The 16,958-nt window shown below is 63.6% G+C and carries 13 protein-coding genes; 8 read left to right on the forward strand and 5 right to left on the reverse strand.

The window, feature by feature from the left end; all coding sequences use genetic code 11:
• Positions 1–44 precede the first annotated feature (44 nt).
• From ACTJKT_RS18580 to ACTJKT_RS18590, 3 genes are all read left to right on the forward strand, one after another.
• Positions 45–689, forward strand: a complete 645-nt coding sequence (locus tag ACTJKT_RS18580) for a hydrolase (protein WP_440788092.1) — start codon at positions 45–47, stop codon at positions 687–689.
• A 72-nt stretch (positions 690–761) separates the two neighbouring features.
• Complete coding sequence (locus tag ACTJKT_RS18585; RefSeq protein WP_440788093.1) at positions 762–1,340, forward strand: antibiotic biosynthesis monooxygenase; 579 nt, start codon at positions 762–764, stop codon at positions 1,338–1,340.
• 44 nt (positions 1,341–1,384) lie between these two features.
• Entirely contained in the window at positions 1,385–3,232 is a 1,848-nt protein-coding gene (locus ACTJKT_RS18590) for an amidohydrolase (RefSeq protein ID WP_169913133.1), read from the forward strand.
• Positions 3,233–3,403: 171 nt separating this feature from the next.
• On the opposite strand, the gene ACTJKT_RS18595 is transcribed toward ACTJKT_RS18590, so the two are convergent.
• Positions 3,404–3,733 (reverse strand): hypothetical protein, encoded by a 330-nt coding sequence (locus tag ACTJKT_RS18595; protein WP_009048371.1) that lies wholly within the window; start codon positions 3,731–3,733, stop codon positions 3,404–3,406.
• A 569-nt stretch (positions 3,734–4,302) separates the two neighbouring features.
• On the opposite strand from ACTJKT_RS18595, the gene ACTJKT_RS18600 reads away from it, so the two are divergent.
• Positions 4,303–6,663 (forward strand): DNA polymerase II, encoded by a 2,361-nt coding sequence (locus ACTJKT_RS18600; protein ID WP_440788148.1) that lies wholly within the window; start codon positions 4,303–4,305, stop codon positions 6,661–6,663.
• Between the two features lie 53 nt (positions 6,664–6,716).
• On the opposite strand, the gene ACTJKT_RS18605 is transcribed toward ACTJKT_RS18600, so the two are convergent.
• Positions 6,717–7,046 (reverse strand): DHCW motif cupin fold protein, encoded by a 330-nt coding sequence (locus ACTJKT_RS18605; protein WP_025809566.1) that lies wholly within the window; start codon positions 7,044–7,046, stop codon positions 6,717–6,719.
• Positions 7,047–7,076: 30 nt separating this feature from the next.
• Positions 7,077–7,373 (reverse strand): hypothetical protein, encoded by a 297-nt coding sequence (locus ACTJKT_RS18610; protein ID WP_440788094.1) that lies wholly within the window; start codon positions 7,371–7,373, stop codon positions 7,077–7,079.
• A 279-nt stretch (positions 7,374–7,652) separates the two neighbouring features.
• Here ACTJKT_RS18610 and ACTJKT_RS18615 point away from each other — a divergent pair, with 279 nt between their 5' ends.
• The 3 genes from ACTJKT_RS18615 to ACTJKT_RS18625 all read left to right on the forward strand — a co-directional run bounded on the left by ACTJKT_RS18615 (position 7,653) and on the right by ACTJKT_RS18625 (position 12,308).
• Positions 7,653–9,086 (forward strand): serralysin family metalloprotease, encoded by a 1,434-nt coding sequence (locus ACTJKT_RS18615; protein WP_440788095.1) that lies wholly within the window; start codon positions 7,653–7,655, stop codon positions 9,084–9,086.
• A gap of 182 nt (positions 9,087–9,268) precedes the next feature.
• A complete protein-coding gene (locus tag ACTJKT_RS18620) occupies positions 9,269–10,963 on the forward strand; it encodes a DUF2599 domain-containing protein (protein ID WP_440788096.1) in 1,695 nt (564 codons plus the stop codon).
• A 106-nt stretch (positions 10,964–11,069) separates the two neighbouring features.
• Entirely contained in the window at positions 11,070–12,308 is a 1,239-nt protein-coding gene (locus ACTJKT_RS18625; protein ID WP_440788097.1) for a DUF2599 domain-containing protein, read from the forward strand.
• 182 nt (positions 12,309–12,490) lie between these two features.
• Here the strand turns inward: ACTJKT_RS18625 and ACTJKT_RS18630 are convergent, their stop codons facing one another.
• Entirely contained in the window at positions 12,491–14,113 is a 1,623-nt protein-coding gene (locus ACTJKT_RS18630; RefSeq protein ID WP_440788098.1) for an MFS transporter, read from the reverse strand.
• Positions 14,114–14,239: 126 nt separating this feature from the next.
• Positions 14,240–15,886 carry a GMC family oxidoreductase gene (locus tag ACTJKT_RS18635; protein WP_440788099.1) on the reverse strand — a complete coding sequence of 549 codons (1,647 nt, stop codon included), beginning with the start codon at positions 15,884–15,886 and terminating at the stop codon, positions 14,240–14,242.
• A 132-nt stretch (positions 15,887–16,018) separates the two neighbouring features.
• Between ACTJKT_RS18635 and ACTJKT_RS18640 the strand changes: the two genes are divergently transcribed.
• The gene (locus ACTJKT_RS18640; RefSeq protein ID WP_440788100.1) at positions 16,019–16,921 is read left to right on the forward strand and encodes a LysR family transcriptional regulator; all 903 of its coding nucleotides are present in this window, start codon (positions 16,019–16,021) and stop codon (positions 16,919–16,921) included.
• Positions 16,922–16,958: the final 37 nt, after the last annotated feature.

Genomic DNA, 16,958 nt, shown 5'->3' on the forward strand with positions numbered 1-16,958 from the left:
GCAACTCAACCTTTGAACCCACTCGACAGCAAAAGGAACGCGCCATGTCTATCCGTGAACTGCTCAACCCAAGCAACTCCACCCTGATCCTGATCGATCACCAGCCGCAGATGTCCTTCGGCGTGCAGTCGATCGATCGCCAGACCCTGAAGAACAACACCGTGGGCCTGGCCAAGGCGGCGAAGATCTTCAACGTGCCGACCATCTTCACCTCGGTGGAAACCGAGAGTTTCAGCGGCTACATCTGGCCGGAACTGCTCAGCGTGTTTCCCGACCATCAGCCGATCGAACGCACCTCGATGAACTCCTGGGAAGACAAGAAGCTGGTGGAAGCAGTCAAGGCCACCGGGCGCAAGAAGCTGATCATGGCTGCGCTGTGGACCGAGGTCTGCCTGAACTTCCCGGCCCTGGAAGCCCTGGCCGAAGGCTACGAGGTGTACATCGTCACCGACGCCTCCGGCGGTACCACCCAGGAAGCCCATGACATGTCGGTACAGCGCATGATCCAGGCCGGCGCCGTTCCTGTGACCTGGCAGCAAGTGCTGCTCGAATTCCAGCGCGACTGGGCGCACAAGGAAACCTACGACGCGGTGATGGACCTGGTGCGCGAGCACAGCGGCGCCTACGGCATGGGCGTGGACTACGCCTACACCATGGTGCACAAGGCGCCGCAACGTCAGGTCAAGTAAGCCCTTCGCCAGCGGACGCTGCAACAGCCGTCCGCTGGCCCCTTTCTTCTCATCCGCGGCCTGGAGACTGTCATGAACCTCGAACTTTCCGACGGCGTGGTCACCCTGCTGGTGCGGCACCGGGTCAAGGCAGGCCAGGACCAGGCATACGAAGCCTGGTTGCGCCGGATCATCGGCACCGCCCGCAGCTACCCCGGGCACCTGGGGATCGATGTGGTGCGCGGTCACAGTGGCGGCCTGGCGCTGTTCACCAGCGTGCTGCGCTTTGCCAGCACCGAGCAGTTGCAGCACTGGCTCGATTCCGCCGACCGCCGCGACCTGGTGGCAGAGGCCCAGCCCATGCTGGCCGACGGCGACCGGACCGAGATCAACGCCGACCGCGAATTCTGGTTCACCCCCAATGAAGCCGGGACCGCCACACCGCCGCCGCGCTGGAAGCAGGCATGCGTGACCTTCCTGGTGATCCTGCCGCTGAGCTTGCTGGTGCCGGCCCTGTGGCAACCGCTGTTCGCCTGGTTGCCATGGTTCGCTGGCTACATTCCGGCCAACGTGCTGATCACCTTGAGCATCGTGCTGCTGGTGGTCTATGTCTTCATGCCCTGGGCGACCCGCCTGTTCAGTCGCTGGCTGCAACCGCGAACCCCTGCATGAGCGGCCCGAGCGGGCCTTACTTTTCGCCGACAAGGAGTACTGTCATGAGCAACGCCATTGCCGATCTGATCCTGCATAACGGCCGCCTGCACACAGTCGACCGGGCCCGGCCGACGGCCACCGCGGTCGCCATCAAGGACGGCCGGTTCATCGCCGTGGGCAACGACGCCGAGGCCATGGCCCTGCGCGGCAGCGCCACCCAGGTCATCGACCTCAAGGGCCGCACGGTGATTCCCGGCCTCAACGACTCACACCTGCACCTGATTCGCGGCGGCCTGAACTACAACCTGGAACTGCGCTGGGAAGGCGTGCCGTCGCTGGTGGATGCCCTGCGCATGCTCAAGGACCAGGCCGAACGCACCCCGGCGCCGCAATGGGTGCGGGTGGTGGGCGGCTGGAACGAATTCCAGTTCGCCGAAAAACGCATGCCGACCATCGAGGAACTGAACCAGGCCGCGCCGGACACTCCGGTGTTCGTCCTGCACCTGTACGACCGCGCCTTGCTCAACCGCGCGGCACTGCGGGTGGTGGGCTACAACCGCAACACGCCGAACCCGCCGGGTGGCGAGATCGTCCGCGACGCCAACGGCGAACCCACCGGCATGCTGGTGGCCCGGCCCAACGCGATGATTCTCTACTCGACCCTGTCCAAGGGGCCGAAGCTGCCGCTGGAATACCAGGTCAACTCGACCCGCCAGTTCATGCGCGAACTCAATCGCCTGGGCGTCACCAGCGCCATCGATGCCGGGGGCGGTTTCCAGAATTACCCGGACGACTACGAGGTGATCAACGAGCTGGCGGCCAAGCAGCAGTTGACGGTGCGCATCGCCTACAACCTGTTCACCCAGAAGCCCAAGGAAGAGCTGGCGGACTTCAAGAACTGGACCAGCAAGGTCACTTACGGTCAGGGCGATGACTTCCTGCGCCACAACGGCGCCGGGGAGATGCTGGTGTTCTCGGCGGCGGACTTCGAGGACTTCCTCGAACCGCGTCCGGACCTGCCGCAGACCATGGAGCAGGAGCTGGAGCCGGTGGTACGCCATCTGGTGGAACAGCGCTGGCCATTTCGCCTGCATGCCACCTATGACGAGTCGATCTCGCGCATGCTCGACGTGTTCGAGAAGGTCGACCGCGATATTCCGTTCAACGGCCTGCCGTGGTTCTTCGACCACGCCGAAACCATCAGCCCGAAGAACATCGAGCGGGTGAGGGCGCTGGGCGGCGGCATCGCGATCCAGGACCGCATGGCGTTCCAGGGCGAATACTTCGTCGATCGTTACGGCGCCAAGGCGGCCGAGCAGACCCCGCCGATCCAGCGCATGTTGGCCGAGGGCGTGCCGGTGGGCGCCGGCACTGACGCCACCCGGGTTTCCAGCTACAACCCCTGGACCTCGCTGTACTGGATGGTCAGCGGCAAGACTGTCGGCGGCCTGGAGCTCTATCCCCAGGGCCTGAGCCGCGACACCGCCCTGGAGCTGTACACCCATGGCAGCGCCTGGTTCTCCTCGGAGCAGGGCAAGAAGGGCCAGATCAAGGTCGGCCAGTTGGCGGATCTGGTGGCGTTGTCGGCGGACTACTTCAGCGTCGAGGAAGAGGCCATCAAGTGGATCGAATCGGTGCTGACTGTGGTCGACGGCAAGGTGGTGCACGCCGCCGGCGATTTCTCCAGGCTGGCACCGCCGACCCTGCCGGTGACTCCGGACTGGTCGCCGGTGGTCAAGGTGCCGGGCCACTGGCGCCCAGCCTCGCCGGTGCTCAACCAGGTGCACCAGTGCAGCGGCCCGTGTGGCGTGCATGCCCACGGTCACGAGCGGGCGCGGCTGTCCAATGTGCCGGTCAGTGACTTCCAGGGGTTCTGGGGGGCTTTTGGTTGTTCGTGTTTTGCCTTTTGATCAGTGGCGGCTGCATCGCGGGNGAGGCTTGCCCGCGATGAAGGATAACGCGGTTCAGCAGAAGTACCGCGTCATCCAAATAACCGACAATAAAAAAGGGACGCTCTTATTGGGAGCGTCCCTTTTTATTTAATGGATCAACGATTGATCAGCGACAACGACAAGTTGTACTTAGCAGAACCGGTCAATCACCCGAACTTCCGACTTGTTCTGCAGCGATTGCCATTCATTCTTCAGGGTATCCAGTACCCGTCCGATGAAGTCCCTGTCGGCGGCGGCCTTCTTGCCGACGTAGCCCTGGCCACGGCGGTACATTTTCAGGCGGGCCAGCAGGTCCTGGTTGTTCTTGTCGAACTCTTCTTCATGGGCGTGGGGCGACAGGCAGTCGATATGGACCTGGCCAGACTTGGCAATCCACAGGATGTGGCTGTCATGTTTGTCTTTCTGTGCCGCGAACATACGAGCCAGTTCATCAATAGTTGGTTGATTGTTCAGATTCATTTGTAAGCCCCTTGACCATTTCGATCTATCTAGTTGAGTCGCTAATTGATATCGCTACATCGGTAAGTTGAACCCTGATACCGGAAACAGGGCGACAGAGGGTGTCTGTCGGATACAGATAAGGCCCAGAGCCTGATGCGTGTAGTCGTCTTGATTAACTGCTACGCAATAGCGTCACAACGAAGAGAAGCAGCGTAAACCTGGATCAAGCTGCCGAAGTTTTCAGTTTCGGCCACAAGCATCTTGAGGAGTTTTCGCCAGCTTCCCGCCCTTTGTACTGGACGTTCATGCCAGGTCAGTTTCATCAATCTGCCTTGTGGGCAGTACACATCCGGGTTAACAGCTCGGCGGTCAGACGAGCTTGCTCATAACACCTTTGCCAAGTCTCCCGATCGGGGAGACGCCTGCATCATGCAAGGGCAAATTCGCCTCGTCAACGGTTTTGTAGTGAAAATTTTCAAGCACTACATATTGTCCGACAAAACCTTTAGGCACATGCCCGGAACGGGCTATCGCGAGCGAGGACAGGTAGAATCGAGGCCTTGAAACAGGTGCTTGAGGTTGCAGTGGTGGATTTACAGCAGGGCTTCGTCCTGACCCGGCATTGGCGTGACACGCCGGCAGGCACGGAAGTCGAGTTCTGGTTGGCGACCGACGCCGGGCCGCGCCAGATCCGCTTGCCGGTGCAGACCTCCGTGGCCTTTATTCCCGCCGAACAGCAGGAACAGGCCCGGCGCCTGCTGGCCGACGATCGCGATGTCGAATTGCGGCCCCTGGGCCTGTGCGACTTCCAGCACCGCCCGGTGCTCGGCCTGTATTGCCCGCAGCACAATCAATTGATCCGTCTCGACAAGACCTTGCGCCGCGCCGGCGTCGAGGTGTTCGAGGCCGATGTGCGTCCGCCCGAGCGCTACCTGATGGAGCGCTTCATCACCGCGCCGGTATGGTTCGGCGGCACCCCGGGCGAGGGCGGGATACTGCTGGAGGCGCAGATGAAGCCGGCGCCGGACTATCGGCCGGCGTTGAAGCTGGTGTCGCTGGATATCGAGACCAGCGAGACCGGCGAGTTGTATTCCATCGCCCTGGAAGGCTGCGGCCAGCGCCAGGTGTACATGCTCGGTCGCGCTCGCGAGGACGACAGCGCGGTGGACTTCGACCTGGAGTTCTGCGCCAGCCGCGAGCAGTTGCTCGAACGGCTCAACCAGTGGCTGGAGCGCCACGACCCGGATGCGATCATCGGTTGGAACCTGGTGCAGTTCGACCTGCGGGTGCTGCACGAACACGCCCGCCGCCTGGCGGTGCCCTTGCGCCTGGGGCGCGGTGGCGAGGAGATGCAGTGGCGCGAACACGGCAGCCGCACCCACTATTTCGCCGCGGCTGCCGGGCGCCTGATCATCGATGGCATCGAAGCCCTGCGCTCGGCGACCTGGAGCTTCCCGTCCTTCAGCCTGGAAAACGTCGCCCAGACCCTGCTCGGCGAAGGCAAGTCGATCGACAACCCTTACCAGCGCATGGATGAAATCAACCGCATGTTCGCCGAGGACAAGCCCGCCCTGGCGCGCTACAACCTCAAGGACTGCGAGCTGGTGACGCGGATTTTCGCCAAGACCGAACTGCTCACCTTTCTTCTCGAGCGGGCCACGGTCACCGGCCTGCCGGCCGACCGCAGCGGCGGTTCGGTGGCGGCCTTCACCCACCTGTACATGCCGCTGATGCATCGCCAGGGCTTCGTCGCGCCGAACCTCGGCGAGAAGCCGCCAGAGGCCAGCCCCGGCGGTTTTGTCATGGACTCGCGCCCCGGTCTCTACGAGTCGGTGCTGGTGCTGGACTACAAGAGCCTGTACCCGTCGATCATCCGCAGCTTCCTGATCGACCCGGTGGGGCTGGTGGAAGGCTTGCGCCACCCGGCGGACGACGAATCGGTGCCGGGCTTTCGCGGCGCGCGGTTTTCCCGCAGCCGGCATTGCCTGCCGTCGATCGTCGCCCGGGTCGCCGAGAGCCGCGAAGTGGCCAAGCGCGAACGCAACGCGCCGCTGTCCCAGGCACTGAAGATCATCATGAACGCCTTCTACGGCGTGCTCGGTTCCAGCGGTTGCCGCTTCTTCGATCCGCGCCTGGCGTCGTCGATCACCATGCGTGGCCACGAAATCATGCGCCGCACCCGCCAGCTCATCGAGGCGCAGGGTCACAAGGTGATCTACGGCGACACCGACTCGACCTTCGTCTGGCTCGGCAGCGCCCACGCCGAGGCGGATGCCACGCGCATCGGCCGCGCCCTGGTGCAGCACGTCAACCAGTGGTGGCGCGATCACCTGCGCGATGAATACGGCCTGGAAAGTGCCCTGGAGCTGCAATTCGAAACCCACTTTTGCCGCTTCCTGATGCCGACCATCCGCGGCGCGGAGGAGGGCAGCAAGAAGCGCTACGCCGGCCTGGTGACCCGCGCCGACGGCACCCAGGACATGGTCTACAAGGGCCTGGAAGCGGTGCGCACCGACTGGTCGCCGCTGGCCCAGCAGTTCCAGCAGGAGCTGTACCAGCGGATCTTCCACCGCCAGCCGTACCAGGACTATGTACGCGACTACGTGCGGCGCACCCTGGCCGGCGAGCTGGACGAGCAACTGGTGTACCGCAAGCGCCTGCGCCGCCAGCTGGACGACTACGAACGCAACGTGCCGCCCCATGTGCGGGCCGCGCGCCTGGCCGACGAATACAACCAGCAGCAGGGCCGGCCCCAGCGCTATCAGAACGGCGGCTGGATCAGCTACGTGATCACCCTGGCCGGTCCCGAACCCCTGGAAAACCGCACCGCGGCCATCGATTACGATCACTACGTGACCCGGCAATTGCAGCCGGTGGCGGATGCCATCCTGCCGTTCGTGCAGGACGACTTCAGCACCCTGGTGGGTGGGCAGATGGGGCTGTTCTGAAACAGCTGCCCTGAAGTGGCGGACGGGGCGCGCAACCCCGTCTACCCATTGGTTCAGTCGACCACGAACAACTTGGCGCCGACTGCGGTGAACGAGCGATGGGGTTCGGCGTTGTCCGCCACCTGGTAGCTCATGCCGGGCGTCAGCACGAACCGGCGGCCGTCTTCGAGTTCGGTGTGCAGCTCGCCTTCCAGGCAAAACAGGATATGCCCCTTGGAGCACCAGTGATCGGCCAGGTAGCCGGGGCTGTATTCGACCATCCGCGCGCGGATGGCGCCGAACTGCCGGGTGCGCCAGTAGGCGCTGCCGGTTTCGCCGCGATGCTCGGTGGCTTCGATCTGTGACCAGTCGGTGGTGCCGAAGGGAATGCCTGCAATGTCCATTGAATGCCTGTTTGTCCGGGTTGAAGTGGCTCAGTCGTCGACCGAGGTGCAAATGCCGCTGGCGCCTTGCTTGCCGCTGTAGGTCACGACCACCGAGTCGTCGTCCTCCACGCTGATGGCCACCATGATGCCCGCGCCCGTGGCCTCGAAATAACGCTCGTTGACGGTCTTGGTCTGGGCTTGCTTGCCGTTGATGAACACCGGCCCCCCTTCGTCCGCGCTGACCGGAATATTGCCCGGACAGTCGACGTTGAACAGCGGGATGCCTTCGGCGTGGGCGGCGCTGGCGACCAGCGACAGGGCGCAGCTCAGGAGGATTTTTTTCATCGTGGACTCCTTCAGGAAACAGGCAGAAGCTCGGGTGCGGCAGTGTGCTCCGTTAGCGCTGAAGCTTAGCGTATGGCGTGCCTGGGCAAGGGATTGGCGGCGATTTTAATGATATGAAAGGTTGTCTGGGCAGATTGTCGGACAATAAAAATCGTGGACGAAGCGCCGGCCTCTGTGTCAGTTTTTCCCCGCCTTGAATAGGGCGAGTGATAGGACGATCTCGCTAACAGGTCGCCGTGGTCTATCGGAAACTTTCAGCGTTGAACAAGGATGTAAATGATGGCAAAAGCCAAAGAAAATGCCGGTTTTTCGGCAGCTCCAGGCAGCGATGCCTACCAACTGATCACTGCTTTCAGCCACGCCTATGACCGTGGCGGCTCGGAGCTGGTGAACGGCAAACCGTCGTACACCGCGGACCAGGCCGCCGACCAGATCCTGCGCAAGAACCTGTCCTGGCACGACCAGAACGGCGACGGCAAGGTCGAGCTGAGCTACAGCTTCCTCACCCGCGAACCGGCCAACTACAACCCCAAGCTGGGCACCTTCAGCGAGTTCAGCGCGTTGCAGAAAGCCCAGGCGTTCCTGGCCCTGCAATCCTGGTCGGACGTGGCCAATGTGAGCTTCAACGAAGCGGCGAGCGGCGGTGACGGCCACCTGAGTTTCGGCAACTACAACGTCAGCACTGGCGGCGCGGCCTTTGCCTACCTGCCTTCGGGCAGCAGCTATGACGGCCAGTCCTGGTACCTGATCAACGATCAGTACCGGGTCAACGAGACCCCGGGCAACGGCAACTACGGTCGCCAGACCCTGACCCACGAAATCGGCCACAGCCTGGGCCTGTCCCATCCGGGTGCCTACAACGCCGGCAACGGTAACCCGACCTACAACGATGCCACCTACGCCCAGGACACTCGCGGCTACAGCCTGATGAGCTACTGGAGCGAGAGCAACACCGGGCAGAACTTCAGTAAGGACGGCGGTGGCGCCTACGCTTCGGCACCCTTGATGGACGACATCGTGGCCGTGCAGAAACTCTACGGTGCCAACCACGAGACTCGCGCCGACGACACCGTGTACGGCTTCAACTCCAACACCGGGCGCGATTTCTACAGCGCCAGTTCGGCAGCCTCCAAGCTGGTGTTCTCGGTGTGGGACGGCGGCGGCAACGACACCCTGGACTTCTCCGGCTTCACCCAGAACCAGAAGATCAACCTCAACGAGGGTTCGTTCTCCGACGTCGGCGGCCTGGTGGGCAACGTGTCCGTGGCCCAAGGCGTGACCCTGGAAAACGCCATTGGCGGTGCGGGCAACGACCTGCTGATCGGCAACGCCGCGGCCAACATCCTCGAAGGCGGTGCCGGCAACGACATCCTCTACGGCGGCGGTGGTCGCGACACGCTGTGGGGCGGGGCAGGGGCGGACACCTTCGTGTTCGGCGAGGCTGCGGATTCGACCCTGACCGAGCCCGACTGGATCATGGATTTCACCAGTGGCCAGGACAAGATCGACCTCAGTGGCCTGGCGCAGTTCGCCTCGGGCCAGGCGACCCTGAACTTCGTCAGCGGTTTCACCGGCCATGCCGGCGACGCGATCCTGACCTACTACGCCGAGACCGACCAGACCAGCCTGATGGTCGACCTCACCGGCCTGGGCGCGGTGGACTTCGCCGTGGGCACCGTCGGCCAGGCGGCGACCACCGATATCGTGGCCTGATCGACAGCAACGGAAGCGGCGCGCAATGCGCCGCTTTTTTTCCAGCAGCACCGCTTCTCTCTCCAGCCTGTTGCCCAATCCCAAGCTGTGATTTTTCGCGCGACATTTCTGGCAACATTTTTTCGTCCTTGGTCTAGGCTGACTGCAAAAGCTCTCACCCGCACTGCGACAAGGAGGTCGCCATGCACCCAGCCGTTCGTTCGTCTTTTGTCCTCGCCTGGACTCTGCCCCTGGCATTTTGCGCGGTGGCCGCCCAGCCACCGCTCGATCCGCTCGAGACCCTGAACCGCATCAACCGCAACTACAACACCCTCAAGGACGCCTGCCGGGAGCCCGACACCGGCGCCGCGCGCGGGCATTACTACTGCAGCGGCGTGACCTTGCGCATGGTCAATGACGGGCCGTTCAACCCCTGGGACTACAGCCCTTACGCGATCAAGATCGGTGCGACGTCCTACTCCTGGATCCGCAAGGACCTGAGCACCAAGATCCTCATCCACCCGGCCGGTTTCATCCTGCGCACGCCCACTGACGCGGTGGCCTTGAAGCTGCCGGTCAAGGAGCAGGGCTGGACCTGTATCTACGCCTTCGACGGCGGCACCGGGCCGGAACGCAAGTGGTACGGCTGCGGCTTCTTCGACAGCCGCGAACCGCCGCGCGCCGCCCAGGGCACCATGACCAACCGCAATGCTGCGCTGGCCTACGGCACCTGTTCGGAAGTAGGGGTCAGCACCGCCGAGCAGTGGACGCAGAAATACACCGGCTTGATGAAGGGGCCGATCCAGTACAGCCAGTGTTCCTGGAACGCGGAAAAACCCAGCGATTGGAGCGCCATGATCCGGGTCCACGAATCGCGGGTGAACACCACCAACAAGGACCCCTTCGCCTACAGCGCCCAGGTCAACGAATTCATGCTCAAGAATGCCTCGGCGACCAACGATGGCAGCGAGAACATGAAGTACATCGATGCCTTCATCTACAACGTCAACAGCACGCAGAACTTCGCCACCCGCGGTGACCAGGCGCCGCCGAAACCGGAGAACGGTCTGAACAGCGCGCGCAACTTCCAGAAGAAACTCCAGGCCCAGGGCTACAGCGTGCCGATCCTGCGGCTGGACTTCACCAAGCCGGCGGAGCAGCGCTTCAGCTATGTCGCCGCCGACCAGGCGATCGACCTGACAACCGCCGGTGGCGGGCAGCCCGCGCCGGTGCCAGCTGCGCCGCGCTATATCGCGGCGGCCACCTGGGTCGAGCGCTACGACCCCGGCAGCAAGAAAAACGAATGGACCCTCAACGTCACGCCCACCGCCCAGGGCAAGGCGATCCAGGCCAGCGACCAGGAGGCGTTGTACAAGGAACTGTTCGAGTTGCGCAGCGCCGACAGCCAGTGGCGCGACAACGAAAAATCCCCGGGCAGCATGCGCCAGCAACTGAGCTGCCTGGTGCAGAACTACCCGGCCAAGACCGAGTGGAACCTGGAACCGTTCCGCCCCAACGTCACGCCCCAGGAAGCGGCCAAGGCCGGTTGCAATCCCGTGCCGGTGCAGGCGCCGCAGTACATTGCCTCCGCCGACTGGGTCAAGCGCTACGACCCCGGCACCCGCCAGGACGAGTGGACCTTGAGCGTGGTGCCCACGGCGGCCGGGCGCGCCTTGCCCAACGAGCAGGCCGGGATGCTGTACGACCAGTTGTTCGCCCTCAAGGGGGCCGATAGCAACTGGCGCGACAATGAGAAATCCGCCGGCAGCATGCGCCAGCAATTGAGCTGCGTGCTGGTCAATTACCGCGGCAAGACGCCGTGGAATCTCGAGCCTTTCCGGCCGGCGTTGTCGGACAGCGACACCCGGGCCGCAGGGTGCAATCCGGTGCTGCGTTGAAGGGCCGGTAGATCGATCTTTGCGTCAGTCAGCAGGAACCTGATGTCGGGTTCCGATGGATCGCAGAGTGCAGGTCGTGTTTTGGCTAATCAGGGAGATGCATGCCATGAAAAAACCTTTGAACAGGATGGTCCCGATACTCGTATTACCGTTGTTCTTGCACATGACATCGGCCAATGCCGAGTCCTGCGAGGAGACGCTGAAACAGGTCGAAAGCCTCTACAACAAAACCGTCGACAGTTGTGGGAAAGATCCGGCCTCGGACTGTTCCGGCTTGCTGATCAGGGGCACGCACCGCGCCGACCCGGCGAAGGGGCAGCAATGGGACGTATGGAACCCGAGCCCAAAGGCCCGGGAGCTGGGGACCTTTGCCGCGTCCTGGATGCGTGCCGACGGCATCAGCTATGAAGACCCGGGCATGAGCACCCAGAACGGCTACATCATCAAGCCGATCGACCTGGTGCGTGAGCCCGAGACCCCGGTGCACGTTTACTGCGCGTTTCCCAACGACGCCTGGACCGACTTCAGGGATGACCGGGGCTGCGGCAATAACCGCAACACCAGCCAGACAGAGGCGGTATGCCAGGCCATGGCCCCGCCTATCAACAGCTCCAAGGCCTGGGTCGCGCACTTCACCCGGTTCAACAACGACCGCAAGCAGGACCAGTTGCAATGCGGCTTCAATATGCGCAATCCCATGAGCAGCCAGGATCGGGCCAGCGCGTTTCAAAACTTCATGGGGGCCCGGCGAGTCATCAATCCCCGTGAGTTCCAGACCCAGACCGAGTTGCGCCTGGGTAACCCGAAAGACAACGAACTGCCGATCCTGGCGTTTTTCTACAGCGATCAACGGGGCTTGAACGATGCCCTGGCCAATCAGCGCGACTACAAGAGCAAGACCGGCAAGGATCGCAACATCGTCAAGATCGACTTTCCGCGCACGCCAGCCGGCAAGGCCAGCTTCTCGTGCATCCAGACCGCTCCTGCGCCCACGCAACAATTTTGCGACAAGTACATCGAGTCAAGTTCCTGGGTGCAACGCGACGATCCGAAGCTCGGGCCCAAGGCCTGGTCGCTCCAGGTAGTGCCCACCGCTTGCGGCCGGGCGATCAAGGACGATCAGACCGACAGGATGTTTGCCGAGTTGTACAACCAGCACAAAGACGATGAGCAATGGCGGCAATACAGCGTCAATGGCGGCTCGCTCCGCCGGCAACTGGTGTGTCACCTGGCGGCCAGCTATGACGGCAGGCCCGTCCGGAACAAGCCCGAGTGGAACCTTGAACCGGCGCGGCCTTACGTCGACCAGGCCACGGCTGTAGCCCAGCGCTGCAATCCTTACTGAGGCTTTTTCATCCGCAACGCAAACGGCCCGGATCTTCTGATCCGGGCCGTTCTTGTTTCTGGGTCCAGCGGGTGGGGGGCTAGAGGTTTGCGGTGGTCCTGGGATTGATCGCGAGCAAGCTCGCTCCTACAGGGAAATGTGCAGGCCTTGCAGGAGTGAGCTTGCTCGCGAAAGGAGCGACATCAGTTGTTGTCGATATCGACGTTGCGGGTTTCCCGCAGGCAGATCAGGCCGACCAGCAGGCTGACCCCGGTGATCAGCACCGGGTACCACAGGCCGTAGAAGATATCGCCGGTATACACCACCAGGGCGAAGGACACGGTGGGCAGGAAGCCGCCGAACCAGCCGTTGCCGATGTGGTAGGGCAGGGACATGGAGGTGTAGCGGATACGGGTCGGGAACAGCTCGACCATCAGCGCCGCCAGCGGGCCGTAGCACATGGCGGCGATCAGGATCAGGGCGACGATCAGCACCACCACCATGGTTTTGTTGACGTTCTGGGTGTCGGCCGATTGCGGGTAGCCGGCCAGGGTCACGGCACCGCGCAGGGCCGCCTCGTCGAAACCGTCGATCTGTACTTCGCCGACGTTGACCTGCACCGGGCTGCCGGCCGGCGCGGCGACGCTGGTGTAGGGCAGGCCCTGCTTGACCAGGAAGGTCTTGACCTTGTCGCATGGGCTGTCGAAACGCGCCTTGCCCACCGGGTCGAACTGGAAGGTGCAGGTGGCGGGGTCGGCCAGCACGCTGATCGGCGCCTGGCGGCTGGCCTGGTCGATGGCCGGGTTGGCGTAGTGGGCCAGGGACTTGAAGATCGGGAAGTACAGCGCGGTGGCCAGCAACAGGCCGACCATCAGCACCGGCTTGCGGCCGACCTTGTCCGACAGCCAGCCGAAGAAGATGAAGAACGGCGCGCCGATCACCACGCTGATGATCAGCAGCATATTGGCCAGGGCCGGGTCCATCTTGAGGAACTGGGTGAGGAAGAACAGCACGTAGAACTGCGCGGCGTAGAAGGTCACCGCCTGCCCGGCGTTGATGCTGAACAGGGCGATCAGCACCACCTTGAGGTTTTCCCATTTACCGAAGGATTCGCGAATCGGCGCCTTGCTGGCCTTGCCTTCTTCTTTCATCTTCAGGAAGGCCGGCGACTCGTGCAGGCTCAGGCGGATCCAGGTGGAAATGCCCAGCAGCACGATCGACAGCAGGAACGGCAGGCGCCAGCCCCAGACTTCGAACTGGTCGCCGGTGAAGTAGCGGCAGCCCAGCACCACCAGCAGCGACAGCAGCAGGCCGAGGGTCGCGGTGGACTGGATCCAGCTGGTGTGGAAGCCGCGCTTGCCCTGGGGCGCGTGCTCGGCGACGTAGGTCGCGGCGCCACCGTACTCGCCGCCCAGGGCCAGGCCCTGGAGCATGCGCAGGGCGACCAGGATGATCGGCGCGGCGATGCCGATGCTCGAATAGGTCGGCAGCAGGCCCACGGCGAAGGTCGCCAGGCCCATGAGCACGATGGTGGCGAGGAAGGTGTACTTGCGCCCGATCATGTCCCCCAGGCGCCCGAACACCAGGGCGCCGAACGGCCGCACCACGAACCCGGCGGCGAACGCCATCAGGGCGAAGATAAAGGCGGTGGTGTCGTTGACCCCGGCGAAGAACTGCTTGCTGATGACCGCCGCGAGGGCGCCGTAGAGGAAAAAGTCATACCACTCGAACACCGTCCCCAGGGACGAGGCGAAGATGACTTTCTGGCTTTCCTGGCTGGTGGGCGCGGCGACGGCCGCGTCCATCGATTGAGCATGTTCCGACATATCGATATCCCTCACAGTGATTGTTTTTGTTGTTCCACTGTCGGCGCCAGCGTGGCGTCGCTATCTGCATCTTGTCGCTATTGCTTCTGTAGGAGCGAAGCTTGCTCGNCTTCGCTCCTACCCAATTCAGGCGGGGGAGGCGGTTTGTTTTTCGGCGGCAGGGCTCCTGGTCGAGGTGGCGAGAATCAGCTCGGCGGCTTTCTCGGCGATCATCAGCGTCGGCGAACAGGTATTGCCGGAGGTGATGTACGGCATGATCGAGGCATCGGCGATGCGCAGGCCGGGGATGCCATGCACCCGCAGCTCGGCATCGACCACCGCATCTGTGCCCTGGCCCATGCGGCAGGTGCCCACGGGGTGGAAGATGGTGGTGCCGATGCGCGCGGCGGCTTGGTGCAGTTGCTCTTCGCTCTGCAACTCGGCCCCCGGCAGGTATTCGCTGGGCTTGAAGGCTTGCAGGGCCGGCGCTGTGACTATGCGCCGGGTCAGGCGAATGGCGTCGGCGGCGACCCGCAGGTCCTCCGGGTGGCTCAGGTAGTTGGGCTGGATCAGCGGCGCCGCCTGCGGGTCGGCGGAACGGATTTCCACCCGGCCCCGGCTTTGCGGGCGCAGGTCGCAGACCGACGCGGTAAAGGCTGGGAAGCTGTGCAGCGGTTCGCCGAAACGCTCCAGCGACAGCGGCTGGACGTGGTATTCGAGGTTGGCCGAAGTCTGCTCTGGCCCGGAGCGGGCGAAGGCCCCCAACTGGCTCGGCGCCATGGACAGCGGGCCGCTGCGGTCGTACAGGTAGCGCAGGCCCATGCCCAGCTTGCCCCACAGGCTGCCGGCGATCTGGTTCAGGGTGCGGGCGTTTTCCAGCTTGTAGATCAGTCGCAGTTGCAGGTGGTCCTGCAGGTTGGCGCCAACCCCCGGCAGTTCGTGGGCAACGCCTATGCCTAAACGTTGCAGTAGGGCGGCGGGGCCGATTCCCGAACGCTGCAGGATGCTCGGCGAGCCGATGGAGCCGGCGCTGAGGATGATTTCGCGGCGGGCCTTGAAGGTCTGGGGCTGGCCCTGGTGCCGGGCGCTGACCGCGGCCGCGCGGCCGTTTTCCAGGAGCACGCGATCGACCTCGACAGCGGTCAGCACTGTAAGGTTGGGCCGCTGGCGGATCGGCTTGAGAAAGGCCTTGGCGGCGTTCCAGCGCACCCCGGCTTTCTGGTTGACCTGGAAGTAGCCGCAGCCTTCGTTGTCGCCGTCGTTGAAGTCGTCGATGCTGGCGATGCCGCTCTGTTCGGCGGCGCTGCGGAAGGCATCGAGGATCGGCCACGACAGGCGCTGGCGCTCGACCCTCCATTCGCCGGCGGCGCCGTGGAACTGCGAGTCGCCGGCAAAGTGGTTTTCGCTTTTGCGGAACAGCGGCAGCACGTCCTGCCAGCCCCAGCCGGGGTTGCCGTCGGCGGCCCAGCGCTGATAGTCGCCGGCCTGGCCGCGCATGTAGATCATGCCGTTGATCGACGAGCAACCGCCCAGCACCTTGCCGCGCGGGTAGCTCAGGCTGCGGCCTTGCAGGCCGGGTTCGGCTTCGGTCTTGAAGCACCAGTCGGTGCGCGGGTTGCCAATGCAGAACAGGTAGCCGACGGGAATGTGAATCCAGGGGTAGTTGTCGCGGCCACCGGCTTCCAGCAGCAGGACGCGGTGGGCCGGGTTGGCGGACAGCCGATTGGCCAGCAGGCAACCGGCGGGGCCGGCGCCGACCACTATGTAGTCGTAGGGATCGAAGGCAGGCAGCATCCATGACCTCGCTTTATCGTTCTTGTTGCGACTCATCCTAGTTGTTAGCTTTCGTTAAAAGAATGTTAGTTTTTGCTCAGCCGCTGTGCGTTTTTAAACAGCGGCTTCCCCCGGCACCTGCAAGGAAGAGTCATGTTCGACTGGAACGACCTGCGGTTTTTTCTCGAGCTGCAACGCAGTGGCCGCCTGCTGACCGCGGCCCAGCGGCTGAAGACCACCCACGCCACGGTGGCCCGGCATATCGAGGCGATCGAGAAAAGCCTGGGCACCGCGCTGTTCGTCCAGCATGCCCAGGGCTATGAGCTGACGCCGGCCGGGGAGGCCTTGCTCAAGCACGCCGAGGCCATGGAGAACGTGGCCTTGCTGGCCCAGGAGGAAATCACCCAGTCCACCGCGCCCCTGGGCAAGATCCGGGTGGGCGTCACCGAGGGCCTGGGCATCATGTTTCTCGCCAGCCGCCTGCGCGGCCTGTTCGAGCGTTATCCGGGGCTGGAGGTGGAACTGGTGGCGGTGCCGCGTTTTGTCAGCATCCTCAACCGCGAGGCGGAAATCAGCATCCACCTGGAGCGGCCCAACGCCGACATGCTGGTGACCCGCAAGCTCACCGACTACCGCCTGGCCCTGTACGCCAGCCAGGCGTACCTGGACCGCGCGCCGCCGCTGCGCAGCCGCGAGGACCTGGGGCGGCATGCCTGGATCGACTATGTCGACGACCTGCTGTTCAGCCAGGAACTGAAGTTCCTCAACAGTTTCTGCCGCACCCCCCAGGTGGTATTCCACAGCACCAGTGTGCTCGCCCAGCAACAGGCTGCGCGTTCCGGCCTGGGCATCGCCGTGCTGCCGTGCTACATGGCCGCCGGCGATCCGCAACTGGTGCCCTTGCTGCCCGGCGAGAGCATCCAGCGCGCCTACTGGATCAGCACCCGGCGCGACCTGCACAAGTCAGTGCGCCTGCGGGTGGTGTGGGATTACCTGGTCGAGCTGTGCGCGGCGGAGCAGGGCTTGTTGCTGGCTGAGACTTCGGAAACCGGTTAGGACAATTGTTTTTTGTAGGAGCGAGGCTTGCCCGCGA

It is taken from the genome of Pseudomonas sp. 22526, assembly GCF_052044735.1.
Classification (GTDB): Bacteria; Pseudomonadota; Gammaproteobacteria; order Pseudomonadales; family Pseudomonadaceae; genus Aquipseudomonas; species Aquipseudomonas piscium.